The 13,112-nt window shown below is 48.0% G+C and carries 13 protein-coding genes; 2 read left to right on the top strand and 11 right to left on the bottom strand.

The window, feature by feature from the left end:
• The first annotated feature begins 23 nt into the window (after positions 1 to 23).
• Together BXO87_RS11495 and BXO87_RS11490 are read left to right on the top strand one after the other, a co-directional pair.
• Positions 24 to 668 carry an acetoin utilization AcuB family protein gene (locus BXO87_RS11495; protein ID WP_007408772.1) on the top strand — a complete coding sequence of 215 codons (645 nt, stop codon included), beginning with the start codon at positions 24 to 26 and terminating at the stop codon, positions 666 to 668.
• Positions 665 to 1,831, top strand: a complete 1,167-nt coding sequence (locus BXO87_RS11490) for an acetoin utilization protein AcuC (protein WP_007408773.1) — start codon at positions 665 to 667, stop codon at positions 1,829 to 1,831. Before BXO87_RS11495 ends, BXO87_RS11490 begins: the two co-directional genes overlap by 4 nt.
• A gap of 9 nt (positions 1,832 to 1,840) precedes the next feature.
• Here BXO87_RS11490 and motS read toward each other — a convergent pair whose 3' ends face one another.
• From motS to BXO87_RS11435, 11 genes are all read right to left on the bottom strand, one after another.
• The gene (gene motS / locus BXO87_RS11485; RefSeq protein ID WP_003152387.1) at positions 1,841 to 2,530 is read right to left on the bottom strand and encodes a flagellar motor protein MotS; all 690 of its coding nucleotides are present in this window, start codon (positions 2,528 to 2,530) and stop codon (positions 1,841 to 1,843) included.
• A complete protein-coding gene (gene motP / locus BXO87_RS11480) occupies positions 2,520 to 3,335 on the bottom strand; it encodes a flagellar motor protein MotP (protein ID WP_007613155.1) in 816 nt (271 codons plus the stop codon). The genes motS and motP overlap by 11 nt, the downstream gene beginning before the upstream one ends.
• 68 nt (positions 3,336 to 3,403) lie before the next feature.
• A complete protein-coding gene (gene ccpA / locus BXO87_RS11475) occupies positions 3,404 to 4,408 on the bottom strand; it encodes a catabolite control protein A (protein WP_003152385.1) in 1,005 nt (334 codons plus the stop codon).
• Between the two features lie 278 nt (positions 4,409 to 4,686).
• On the bottom strand, positions 4,687 to 5,763 hold the full coding sequence (locus tag BXO87_RS11470; RefSeq protein WP_003152383.1) for a bifunctional 3-deoxy-7-phosphoheptulonate synthase/chorismate mutase: 1,077 nt from the start codon (positions 5,761 to 5,763) through the stop codon (positions 4,687 to 4,689).
• Between the two features lie 244 nt (positions 5,764 to 6,007).
• A complete protein-coding gene (gene ytxJ / locus BXO87_RS11465; protein ID WP_076851348.1) occupies positions 6,008 to 6,334 on the bottom strand; it encodes a bacillithiol system redox-active protein YtxJ in 327 nt (108 codons plus the stop codon).
• Between the two features lie 25 nt (positions 6,335 to 6,359).
• The gene (locus BXO87_RS11460) at positions 6,360 to 6,773 is read right to left on the bottom strand and encodes a YtxH domain-containing protein (RefSeq protein ID WP_003152380.1); all 414 of its coding nucleotides are present in this window, start codon (positions 6,771 to 6,773) and stop codon (positions 6,360 to 6,362) included.
• A 32-nt stretch (positions 6,774 to 6,805) separates the two neighbouring features.
• Positions 6,806 to 7,228: a DUF948 domain-containing protein gene (locus BXO87_RS11455; RefSeq protein WP_003152378.1), complete on the bottom strand. Its 423-nt coding sequence runs from the start codon at positions 7,226 to 7,228 to the stop codon at positions 6,806 to 6,808.
• 158 nt (positions 7,229 to 7,386) lie between these two features.
• A complete protein-coding gene (murC, locus tag BXO87_RS11450; RefSeq protein ID WP_032873626.1) occupies positions 7,387 to 8,685 on the bottom strand; it encodes a UDP-N-acetylmuramate--L-alanine ligase in 1,299 nt (432 codons plus the stop codon).
• Between the two features lie 240 nt (positions 8,686 to 8,925).
• Positions 8,926 to 11,508, bottom strand: coding sequence for a DNA translocase FtsK (locus tag BXO87_RS11445; protein WP_076851347.1), 2,583 nt, complete (start codon positions 11,506 to 11,508; stop codon positions 8,926 to 8,928).
• Positions 11,509 to 11,675: 167 nt separating this feature from the next.
• Positions 11,676 to 12,281 carry a YtpR family tRNA-binding protein gene (gene ytpR / locus BXO87_RS11440; protein WP_003152375.1) on the bottom strand — a complete coding sequence of 202 codons (606 nt, stop codon included), beginning with the start codon at positions 12,279 to 12,281 and terminating at the stop codon, positions 11,676 to 11,678.
• A 14-nt stretch (positions 12,282 to 12,295) separates the two neighbouring features.
• The gene (locus tag BXO87_RS11435; protein ID WP_012118213.1) at positions 12,296 to 13,105 is read right to left on the bottom strand and encodes a DUF1444 domain-containing protein; all 810 of its coding nucleotides are present in this window, start codon (positions 13,103 to 13,105) and stop codon (positions 12,296 to 12,298) included.
• Positions 13,106 to 13,112: the final 7 nt, after the last annotated feature.

The following is a 13,112-nucleotide window of genomic DNA, read 5'->3' as shown; positions in this document are numbered from 1 at the left end:
TGACATACAAAGGGGAGAAAAAGATGATTGCAGAACAAATCATGAAACGGGACGTCATCACCGTCTCAAAACACGACTCCATTGAAACAGCCGTCCGTAAAATGAAGATATATCATATCCGCCATCTCCCTGTCATCGACGACGAGCTGCACGTCATCGGTATTGTCACAGACAGAGACATTAAACAGGCCGGCCCCGGCAGCTTTGAACAAAAGGAACGCGGCGCGTTTCTGACAAACAAAGTGGAGACCATTATGAAGCGCAATGTCATCTGCGCCCATCCGCTTGACTTTGTGGAAGAAATATCCGCTTCCTTTTATGAGCACGGCATCGGCTGTCTGCCGATTACGGTAAACCATAAGCTGACGGGCATTTTAACGAAAACCGACGTGCTCCGGACTTTCGTCAGCCTGACAGGCGCGGCCCAGCCGGGATCACAGGTGGAAATCCTGGTGACGGATATGACAAAAAGCCTTGCTGATCTCAGCTGCATGTGCCGTGATCTTCAGCTGCAAATCCTGAGTGTGCTCGTCTATCCCCATGAGTCCGCCGGGTCGAACATTCTCGTCTTCCGGGTGAAGACGATGAATCCGCTCCCTTTTATCCGTGCCGTTCAAGAAGCCGGATACAATGTCTTATGGCCGAAACATTTGAGGGATCAGCCATGAGAGACAGCGTTTTTGTTTACTCGCCTTCTTATCAGACGTATCAATTTCATCAGGAACATCCGTTCAATCAGCGTCGTGTGCTTTTAACATACGATCTGCTTCAGGCGGCGGATGCGTTTGACGAAGGAGATATCGTCACACCGCGCGCGGCCGCTAAAGAAGAGCTGGCTCTCGTTCATACGGAGGATTATATACAGGCGGTGGAACTAGCGGGTGCGGGCCGGCTCCCTGCCGCAGAAGGAGAAAGCTACGGTCTCGGAACGGAAGACACCCCCGTTTTTGCCGGCATGCATGAAGCCGCGTCACTTCTGGTGGGCGGCACCTTAACGGCGGCTGATTATGTCATGACGGGACAAGCAAGGCACGCCTGCAATTTAGGAGGCGGCCTTCACCACGGCTTCCGCGGCAGGGCCTCAGGCTTTTGTATCTATAATGACAGCGCCGTGGCCATCCAATACATCCAGAAGAACTACGGGGCAAAAGTGTTATACATTGATACAGACGCTCATCACGGCGACGGCGTTCAATTTACGTTTTACGACAGGTCTGATGTCTGCACTGTTTCTTTTCACGAGACCGGGCGTTATTTATTTCCCGGGACGGGACAGGTACTGGAAAAAGGAAGCGGGCAAGGCTACGGCTATTCTTTTAACATTCCGCTGGACGCTTTCACAGAGGACGATTCCTTTCTTCACGCTTACAATACGGCCGCCTCAGAAATCGCGGCTTTTTTCAAGCCGGATGTGATTCTTACCCAAAACGGTGCGGACGCCCATTATTACGACCCATTGACACACCTGTCCAATACAATCTCCATTTATCAGGAGATCCCGCGGCTTGCTCATTCATTAGCCCATCAATATTGCAGCGGCAGATGGATCGCGGTCGGCGGCGGCGGATACGATATTTGGAGAGTCGTCCCGAGAGCGTGGAGCCGCATTTGGCTTGAGATGAAAGGGATTGATCCCGGGGAGCGCATACCGCAGAAATGGATTGATAAATGGCAGAAGCACTCCCCCTGCACGTTGCCCGCTTTTTGGAGTGATCCTGAACAATTATATCCTCCGATTCCCCGCAAAGAAGAAATTTCAGAAAAAAATGCCCAAACCGTGGAAAAAGCACTTTTTGCCATCCGGTCTGAGCAGCGGTATAAAACTAAATAAAAAACGACCTTATGAGGAGGTCGTTTTTTTGATCACAATTTCTACACGGCGGTTTTCTTTCATATGTCCGGGACTTTTGTTGTCCTTCACAGGTTTCGTATCCGCATACCCGGCAGAGATAAACCGTTTGGCGGAAAAGTCTTCATTCGCGGTAAAATACCGGATCACACTCGCCGCTCTTGCAGACGACAGCTCCCAATTTGACGGAAATTGATAGGTGGAAATCCGGCGGCTGTCCGTATGGCCTTCTACCTGTATGTCATTCGGAATTGTTTTTAAAAGCACCGCGATCTGATGCAGAACCGGCTCGGCGTTTTTCAGCACATCCGCTTTTCCCGTCTGAAACAGAACGGCCTCCTGCAGCACCAGAACCACTCCGCGCTCATCGCGCTTCGCCGTCAATTTCGAACTCAAATGATGCGCTTTTATGTATGTCTTCACGTTTTGTAACAGCAAATCCTGTTCTTTATTTTCGTTTGCTTTGTCTGATGACGCCGGTTCACCCCCGCTGCCGTTTGTATGAATCGATGAAACGGCAGATTGAAATTTTTCCGCGTCTATTTGCGACATCGAAAAAAGCAATATAAAGAACACGAGAATGAGCGTGATCAAGTCAGCGAACGTCACCATCCATCTCGGTGAACCGCCGGAATGTTCCGGTTTGTTTCTTCTTTCAAAACGCTCTTTTCTAAGCTTCATGGACAGCGCCCTTTTTCTTGTTCGCAGGCTGTCCTTTACGCCAGTCTTCTCTTGAGCTGAAGACAACGAGCTGACTTTCGAGGTTGCGGGGGTTTTTGCCCGATTGGATGCCGACAACCCCTTCGATCATGACCTGTTTGATGAAAATTTCACTTTCCGTTTTTTCTTCAAGCTTTGCCGCGATTGGGATAAACACCAAGTTGGCAAGCAGCGCTCCGTACAGCGTCGTCAATAGCGCAACGGCCATGTTCGGTCCGAGGGTATGCGGGTCATTTAAGTTTTTGAGCATGAGAACGAGCCCGACGAGCGTCCCGATCATTCCCCAGGCGGGTGCGAAATCACCGGCTTTTTCAAAAACGCGTCTTCCTTTTCTGTGTCTTTCTTCCATCGCGGCGATCTCAGAATCCATCACCAGCCGGATCGTTTCCTCGTCCCAGCCGTCAATCGCAAGCAAAAGCCCTTTTTTTAAAAACGGATCCTTGATCTCACGCGCCCGGTCATCCAGAGACAGAAGCCCCTGCCTGCGCGCCTGCTCCGAAAGGCTGACAAATACTCTGACAAGCTCTTTCACATTGTCATCCTGACGGGAGAATACCTGTTTCAGAACAGAAGGGGTTTTCTTTAAATCCCTCGGCGGAAAACTGATAAAGATCGCCGCAGCAAGGCCGCCTGTGACGATTAAAAAAGAAGTCAAATCTAAAAATGAACTGATTCCCGCCAGTCCCGTCCCTGACAGAATACCGATTGCGACAATAATACAGCCTAACATAAAGCCAACGGGCGTCAGATAATCAAAACGTTTCATATCTTCTCCTTACTCAAGTAAAAAAGCAAGATTCCACCCCTCAGAGTGAAGCTTGCTTTTCCGTTTTTTTATGACTTGGTTGATTGTCTTAATTCGATGCGGTGAGGCAATTCGACGATATGCTCTTCAACTGGCTCTTTGTTCATCAGTTTTGTCAAAAGTCTCATCGCCACAGCGCCGATATCGTACGTAGGCTGCACGACTGTTGAAAGCTGAGGGCGGACCATCAGGCTCAGTCTCGTATTGTCAAAACCGATAATATCAAGATCATCAGGAATCGAAAGACCTTGATCTTGGGCCGCATGGATAATGCCGAGGGCCATTTCATCCGTCGCAGAAAGAATCGCCGTCGGTTTCCGGTCAAGGCCCATCAAGCTTTGAAGCGCCTCCATACCGGAATCATAGGTGTAATCGCCTTCCGCTACGAATTGCTCGTTAAACGGAATCGCCGCTTCTTCAAGCGCCCGTTTGTACCCTTGCAGTTTTTTCGAACGGTTGATCGGCTCTTGCATCGGTCCGGAGACGAATGCAATATCGCGATGCCCTTTATCAATGAAAAGCTTAACGGCATCATAAATCGCCTGTTCATAATCAATGGCGACAGAAGGCGTCTCGCCCTGTTCTTCCACTGATGCCGCCAAGACGATCGGCACAGGAGAGCGCTTAAATTCTTCGACATGCTCGTCCGTAATGTTGCCGCCCATAAATACGATACCGTCCACTTGTTTGCCAAGCATCGTATTTAACAGATGCAGTTCTTTCTCAAGATTTTGGTCCGAGTTGCTTAAAATAATATTATATTTGTACATCGTCGCGATATCTTCAATTCCACGCGCAAGTTCAGAGTAGAAAATGCTTGAGATATCAGGGATGATGACGCCGACCGTTGTCGTTTTTTTGCTTGCAAGCCCTCTTGCCACCGCGTTCGGGCGGTAGCCGAGCCGGTCAATGGCTTCCAATACTTTTTTTCTGGTCGTCGGTTTTACATTCGGGTTGCCGTTCACGACGCGGGAAACAGTCGCCATACTGACATTTGCTTCTCTGGCCACATCGTATATCGTAATGTTGCTCACTGAAACCACTCCTTTTACTGGATACACTTATCCTTATCTATAGCATAAACACTTTATGTAAAGAAATGTCGTACGATTTCGCATTCTGTCGTTTATGATTGTAAGCGTAAGTCAGTAGTGTACATTATTTTTCATTATTCATCAAATTTAAATATCTCTCATGAAATTATACACGTTTTTCCCAGGGATGAAAACGTTCACTTTCATTTTATAATTAAATAAAATGAAGATACGAAAAAAAGCCGCGCGAGGCGGCCTTTAAAGAGCGGGACGTTGTATTATGCTTTTACTTTCAGCATTGGCTTTAATTCGTTCAGCCATTTCTCGAATTCAGGTATATCCATCTGCTGCGCAGAGTCTGAAAGGGCAACGGAAGGATCAGGGTGAACTTCGGCCATCACGCCGTCAGCGCCGATCGCAAGCGCCGCTTTTGCTGTCGGAAGCAGGAGATCGCGGCGGCCTGTTGAGTGTGTGACGTCAACAAACACCGGCAAGTGAGTTTCCTGTTTCAAAATCGGCACGGCAGAAATGTCGAGTGTGTTTCTCGTTGCCGTTTCGTACGTTCTGATTCCGCGCTCACAAAGAATGATTTGGTCGTTTCCTTGTGACATGATGTATTCAGCTGCATTGATGAACTCTGAAATTGTTGCGGCAAGACCGCGTTTTAACAATACCGGCTTTTTAACGGAGCCGGCCGCTTTCAGCAATTCAAAGTTTTGCATGTTCCGCGCGCCGATCTGAATGACGTCAATGTAATCAATCGCTTGCTCAATGTGTGCGGGCGTTACGATTTCACTGATCACCGCGAGGTCATATTCATCAGCGACGCGTTTAAGAATTTGCAGGCCTTCTACGCCGAGACCTTGGAAATCATACGGACTTGTGCGGGGTTTAAACGCGCCCCCGCGGAGGATTTTAATGCCTTGTTTTTTCGCTGCGGCCGCTACTTCGGCAACCTGCTCATAGCTTTCTACGGCACAAGGTCCGACGATGAATCTCTGATCGCCGTCACCGATTTTTTCACCTTTTATGTCAACGATCGTATCTTCTGCTTTTTTCTTCCGGGAGACGAGCAACGCTTTGCTGTGATCCTCTTCTTGAAGTTCAAGTCCGGCTTTGAAAATTTCTTTGAAAATATGCTGGATCGTTGAGTTTTCAAATGGGCCGTCATTGCTTTCAATAATGCGGTTAAGCATTGTACGCTCTCTGACAGGGTCAAATCGGTTGACACCCTGTGCTTCCTTTGCTTTACCGATTTCTTTTACAACGGCTCCACGTTCATTGATTAATTTAAGGATTTCTAAGTTTAGTGCGTCTGCCTGCTGTCTTAGGCTCTCTAATTCCTTGTTGCTCATCTTTTTCATCCCTTCTATGCTATGTTTTATTTTAATGGTTAACATGCATCTTACTACAGTTATGCGAAAATAGGAATATGAAATAATAAATTTTTTCACATTCGACTTTATCACCAAAACGCTTTTAAGCTTTTAAGCTTTTATGCGTTGAAGCAGTATATATTGATATCCTACATGATCCGGCTGAAATGATCAATAGTTTTTTTCAAAAAAAAAACCGCCGGTATCAACCGGCGGCCAGCAATTATGAAAGGTGCTGCTCTATTGCGTTTTTTGTGATTTGTGAATGAGACGCGTGCCATTTCACTTCGCCGTTTGTAATGACGAATACTTGCGGGCTTTCATGTTTCACGCCGTATGTCTCGGCGATATAGTTTGAAAGCGGCCGGCTGTCCTGCACATGCAGGTAATAAGAAGGTACTTCTGAATGCTCCGATGCAAAGACGTCAAACTCCTGAAACGCGGCTTGGCTGATCGGGCAGGTTGTGCTGTGTTTCAAAAACACGAGCGTGTTTTCTTTCTCAGCGGCATTTTTGAACTCTTCTTCAGACGATATCAGCTGTTTTGTCATGTCGGTTATCTCTCCTTATTGAAGATCAGCGATTTGCCTGACCGGCTTTTTCCCCGGCGTCTTCCGCTTCGGCCTTGATGCTTTGGGCCGTGTCCTGCATTTCGCTTCTCGTCTCTTCGGCTTTCTCGGTTAGTGTGCTCTTAGAACGGTCTTTTAAATCCTTCACTTTATTCATAATCTGGCCTGACTGATCAGCTACCAGCTGGGTGATATTAGATGTTTTGTCCTTGGCGATGCTGACATATTGAGAGCCTTTTTCTTTCGCATCGGCCGTCATTCTGTCCGTCTTATCCTTTAACGCAGAAGCCTGACTGCCGAGATCGTCGCGCAGCTCCTTACCTGATTTAGGCGCCAGAAACAACGCCGTTGTCGCGCCGATAATTCCCCCGATCAGCGTTCCGATTAAAAAATCCTTACTATTGATTCCATCTTTGCTCATTATGATTCCTCCTTAGTGGATTTTTCTTATGATTAAAGCGATGTTTTTTTCTTTTGCTTCCACTTGTCCCATATTTCCATAGCGGCCTGGCTCCAGGTGACAACCTGACTGATCTTATCCTGATTCTCTCTTACAGAGGCCGTAACGGAACCTGCTGCCTGCTTTATGGATGTATTAAACTGCTGGACGGAAGTTCCCACTTCCTGAACAGCATGGACAACCGTATTTAATTTCTCTGATTTTTCCTGAATGTCTTCCGCGAGACGGTTTGTCTTATGTAACAGCTCGGCTGTCTCTGCGGTAATGCCTTTCATCTGCCCTTCAAGGCCGTCTAAAGTCGAGGCTACGTTTGTTAAAGTCATCTGCACGGACTTTAATGTTTTGGACAGATAGATGACGAGGATGAGAAATGCAACGGCAATGAGTGCGACGCTTAAGTAAAGAATGATGATCATCTAATACCTCCTTATAATGCAGGATATAGTGGTATATACCCAATTCTTAAAATGATAAACATATATGAAAGGTCTGTATGTATACTATTTCTCCGTTTATCGGTAAATCCCTTTTGCAGGACGCGCAAAAAAGCAGTGAGAGCCCCACTGCTTTTTTGTTACGCTATGACGTTTTCATAGGCTCTCATATATTTTTGAATGTCTCCGGCGCCCATGAAGATCAGCACTGCGCCTTCATGCGCTTTTAACACGGATGTGTCATTTTCTTCAATGAGTTCTGCGTTATCGATTTTTTCCTGAAGATCCGTGATCGTGAGCTTGCCGACGTTCTCGCGGGCAGAGCCGAAAATGTCGCACAGATACACGCGGTCGGCCGCGCTTAAGCTTTCTGCGAATTCATCCAGGAATGATTGCGTCCGGGTAAACGTATGCGGCTGAAATACCGCGATGATTTCACGTTCGGGATATTTTTGGCGCGCCGCCTCAATCGTGACTTTGATTTCAGTCGGATGGTGGGCGTAGTCGTCGATCAGTACCTGGCTGCCGATCACTTTTTCATTGAATCTGCGTTTGACGCCGCCGAATGATTCAAGTCCGAGCTTAATCATGTTCACGTCTATCTCTTCATAGTGGCAGAGCGCAATGACCGCTAAGGAATTGAGGACATTGTGATGGCCGTATGCCGGGATGTAGAACGTATCGTAAAACGTATTGCGGACAAAGACGTCAAATGTCGTGCCTTCCGTATTTTTCACGATGTTTCTCGCTTGAAAATCATTTTCTTCTCCCGTGCCGTAATACACGACAGGCACATTGGCGTGAATTTTCGGCAGGTACTCGTCATCACCGCAGGCAATGATGCCTTTGTTGACTTGAAGCGCCATGTTTTGGAAAGCATCAAACACATCGTCAATGTTGGCGAAATAATCAGGGTGGTCAAAATCAATATTCGTCATAATCGCATAATCAGGCTGATAGCTTAAGAAATGACGGCGGTACTCGCAGGCTTCAAATACAAAGTATTCGCTGCTTTCATTTCCTCTGCCCGTTCCGTCCCCGATAAGAAACGAAGTCGGCTTCGCCTGCTGCATCACGTGTGCCAAGAGGCCCGTTGTGGACGTCTTGCCGTGTGCGCCCGTTACCGCGACACTTGTGTATTTTTTCATATATTCAGCTAAAAATTTATGATATCTGATGACAGGAATCCCTTCAGCGAGCGCCTTTGCGATTTCCGGATGAGAATCAGGGAATGCGTTTCCGGCGATTACCGTTAAGCCCGGTTTGATGTTATCGGCGCTGAACGGATAGATCGGGATATTTCTTTTTTCAAGGGCAGCCTGAGTGAAAATCTGCTTCTCGATATCCGATCCCTGCACCTGATACCCTGTATCATGCAGGATTTGAGCAAGCGGGCTCATACCTGTCCCTTTTATTCCAACAAAATGATAAACAGTCATAATCGTACCTCCAACAAACGTCTATCTGTTCCCCAGTATATGACGCTCATTTCATTTTGCGACCGCAGCGGGCGAAAAGCCCGCACAGCGGCGCTTCCATTTATTTTTACGTTATCGTCAGTATCTGTAACTTTCTTTTTGATTAAACCTGCCGCATGATATTTCAGCGCGTGACAGTGATGCAGTTTTGATGGTCCATCCACTATCATACCATGTTTGTGAGAAAAATGAACGATATTCTTATTCTTGAGAAATGTCAGCGGCCGTAATCAGCACTTCACGGGGTTTGCTGCCCTTCGCTTCTGAGATCATGCCTTCGGCTTCCATCATGTCAATCAGCCTCGCGGCGCGGTTATAACCGATTCTGAACCTTCTTTGAAGGCTTGAGGTGCTGGCGCTGTTTTGCTCCACGACGAATTGGCACGCCTCAGGAAACAGTTCGTCTTCTTCCTTAAGGGCGGTTCCCTGCCTGATCAGTTCTTCCTGTTCAAACAAATAAGAAGGCGGCAGCTGTTTTCTGACATGAGAGACGACGCGGTCAATTTCTCTGTCGGACACAAAGTTGCCCTGCAGACGCACCGGTTTTCCGGTACCGTTTTCCCAGTACAGCATGTCGCCTTTTCCGAGCAGCTTTTCCGCCCCCGCCATGTCGATAATCGTTCTGGAATCTACCTGGCTTGAGACGGAGAATGCGATCCTCGTCGGGATGTTCGCCTTGATCATGCCGGTAATGACATCGACAGACGGACGCTGTGTCGCGACGAGGAGATGAATGCCGCAGGCTCTCGCTTTCTGTGCGATTCTGGCAATGCTTTCTTCCACATCGTTCGGCGCGACCATCATTAAATCGGCAAGCTCATCAATAACGACTACGAGGTACGGGAGCTTTTCGCCTGTCTTATGATCGGCCGTTAATTCATTAAAGCGGCCGATATCTCTCACACCTGAATGAGCAAACAGTTCATACCGCCGTTCCATCTCTTCCACAACCCATTTTAACGCCGCGGTTGCGGCTTTGGCGTCCGTGATGACGGGGCTGACTAAATGCGGAATTTGGTTATAAGGCGCAAGCTCGACCATTTTCGGATCAATCAAAAGCATTTTGACATCGCTCGGATCTGCTTTATAAAGCAGACTGACCAAAATGGTATTGATGCAGACGCTTTTTCCCGATCCTGTCGCACCCGCAATCAAGCCGTGCGGCATTTTTTTCAAATCAATGACGACCGGGTTGCCGGAAATATCGACACCGAGCGCGGCTGTAAGCGGAGACGGATTCGTCCTGAAAGCGGCGCTTCTGATCATCTGCCGTAAATCAACGACCTTGCTTACGCGGTTCGGAACTTCAATGCCGATCGTGTTTTTGCCGGGGATCGGCGCCTCAATCCGAATATCCTTGGCAGATAAACTCAGTTTTATATCATCTGCTAAGTTTGTAATTTTGTTTACTTTCACTCCCGGCTCAGGATGCACTTCAAATCTTGTGACGGACGGGCCTTGTGTGACATGAACGACTTGGGCGCGCACATTAAAGTTTTTAAGCGTAACGTTTAAAAGCTCGCGCTGTTCTTCAATCCACGATTGGTCGTCATGTCTTTGCGCCGGCGGTACGTCCAGAAGCGACAGATTCGGAAAGACATAGCTCGCTCCGCCCTCTGGCGTCTTCGTCTGCTTGTGTTTATCGCTTTTAAGCATCATGACGTTAAACGGAACATTGCGCTCTTTCGGCCGCTCCGCTTTTCTCACAGTCTGAGGCTGTCCGTGATGCTCCGTTTTTTCTTCGGCAGGCCGGGACGGGGCATCGGCCGTCTCAATGCTTACAGGTTCAGGCTCGGGGTCTGAATGCCGCTCTGCTTCATTGTACTCAGGCTGAGAGTCTGCTTCCTGTTTCGCGTCGGTTTCAGCTGATTCGGGCTTGTCTTCAGGCTGCGGCTGAACTTCCTCATCGTATCCGGGTTCTGTGTATGTATACACCGGTTCTTCTGCGGTTTCAAAAGGCGGTGCTTTTTCCGGCTCAGGCTCCTGATATTCCTCTGTGTTTTCAGCCGTTCGGGATGCTTCATACTCAGGCTCTATTATAGGCTGCGGGCGGGTTTGTTCATGCTCTTGTTCTTCTGTAAAGCCGGCAGACTCCGCGCTTTCGGTGTGCTCCCGCTCTTCAGCCTGCTGCGGTTCTGGTGCTGCAAACACTTGCTCTTTTGCATTCTCAGCCTCGGTGTGAAGCTCCTCTTTTTTAACGGCCTGGATTTCTTCCGTTTCTTGTTTCGCAAACGGGTCTGGCCGGTCATTCGTCTGTTTTGTTATGCCGGATGTTGTGAAGACGGGCTCTTTTTCCGTTTCCTGACCGGATTTTGGCGGAACAAATTGCTCCTCTGACAGCAATGTTACGTTCTCTTCACGCCGCTTTTCGGAAATAGGCGCTTTTTTGATGCTGTGCTGAGATTGAAAGCCGTAAACCGGTGAAGGAATGGATGACGGTTTAAAGGGCTTTTTCACGGCATCAGGCTCTTTATGTGTATGCTGTTTCCGCTCGGTTTGCTCCTTCCCGGCGGCATAACCCCGGGACGGCTGGCGGCGTTCGTGCCTTTCCCGCTGTCTTTGGTTTTGCTCCGTTCGCTTATAGCCGTCCGGAACGACCGGGAAGCGGAAATTCCCTTTCGGATATTCGTAATATATTTTAGGATCTTCCATGCGCGTTAATTTGCCTTCTGGCTGATCCGGTATGTGCTGTTTCGGGATTTGGGCATGCGTGTTCGGTTCACGTTCATGCTCTTCTTCTTTTTCACCTAAAAATAAGTCAAAAAATTTATTCAGCCAACTCATGTTTAATCACTCTCTAACTCCCTTTTTAGTAGTCTGGGACGATATTTAGTATACCATTGCCGGGCGGCTCAGAAAAGATTAAGCTCCCAACTGAAGAAAGCCGTTAAGCAGGCCTGCTTAACGGCTTTCTCTCACATCATTCGATTCTGTGCGCTTATTTATGGGAGTTAGAATTGAAATGCTTCGCCGGCCTCGCGGCTGTCTTCAAGAACAAGAATCCCTTTTTCCGCCGGCGCATCCGGCAAAGCGAGTTCTTTCGCGGAGCAGATCATGCCGCTTGACGGAACGCCTCTTAATTCAGCGTCTTTAATCACAAGTCCGCTCGGCATTACCGCGCCGACTTTAGCGACGACGACTTTTTGCCCTTTGTCCACGTTCGGCGCGCCGCAAACGATTTGAAGGGTTTCCTCTCCCACATTCACTTGGCAGATATTCAGTTTATCCGCATTCGGATGTTTTTCTTTCGATTCAACGTGACCGACAACAAATTTCGGAGAAAGGTCAACCGTCAGCGTTTCTGAAACGCCGTTTCTGTTCAGTATTTCATTCACATCCTGAACGAATGTCTCAGACAAAGCGACGGGGCCGTTGTCCTCAATCTGTAAGTAAGAAGACACGTTAAAAATGTTAAAGCCCGTCGTTTCTTTTGTTTCTTTGTTAAAGATTCTGACGACATCGCCTTCTCTTTCATAGCCGATTTCTTCGCGTGCTGCATCTTTAAGAGAGATCAGAAGCGTATCTCCCACACCTTCTTTATTGTAAAAAGCGTTCATAAGAAAAATCCTTTCTAATCCTTTTTCGGCCGGCTTTTCGCCATGATAAACACAGGTTCCAGTCTGCCTTCATTATACAGAAATGAAAGGGCCGTAATCGGCACCGTGCCGCTTGCAAAGAAGCTCATGGACATTTGCCCTAAAATATCATACCCCGATTCATTTCGAATGTCAGCAAGTATTAATACATCTTGATGCGGAACGGAAATCGCCAATTCGCCTTCAGCGGCCTGCTTGTATTCATGAAGAATCGAATCATTGAGAATCCGGCTGGCGTCATAGCCGTCATTCGCCCTGAAAAAATAAAAATAATTGTCCGCAACCGTATCCTGTTTCACGACCGAAGGAAGAGAGCGGAGATTGAATGACGCCGTCTCCCTGATGCGTTCTTTTGTCCAGTTTTCTTTCTCGAGCATACGGCTGTCAATTAAGCGGTACGTCTTACCGAGATCAAGCGCGTAGTAGATTCTCGTTTCGGCCGTATGGTCATCATACACGAGCGGAATGCCGTCGCTCGTTTGATCGGGAAATGACGTGGAGCGGATGACCGGATAGATTCCGGCTTCCTTTCCGGACATCTCCTGTCCGCTGCCTTCCATCGCCTCCATCGCTTCTGACACATAGTAGACGATTTCGTCGATCGCTTCTTCTTTTTTCGTCTCCCATTTCGCAATGATCGGCGGGAGCTCCAATGTGATGCCTTTTTTGGTTGTTTGATCCTCAACACGGAGGGTGTCTTTTTCTCTGTCAAAAAAGAAGGATCGGTTCTCGTGCTGCAGGCGCTGTTTTAATAAATCCGCCAGCTTCCTTGACGTCATTTTCAAAGCCCGT

The organism is Bacillus sp. GZB, assembly GCF_001975995.1.
In the GTDB taxonomy this organism is placed as follows: domain Bacteria; phylum Bacillota; class Bacilli; order Bacillales; family Bacillaceae; genus Bacillus; species Bacillus velezensis.
This window is presented reverse-complemented; position numbering and strand designations above follow the sequence as displayed.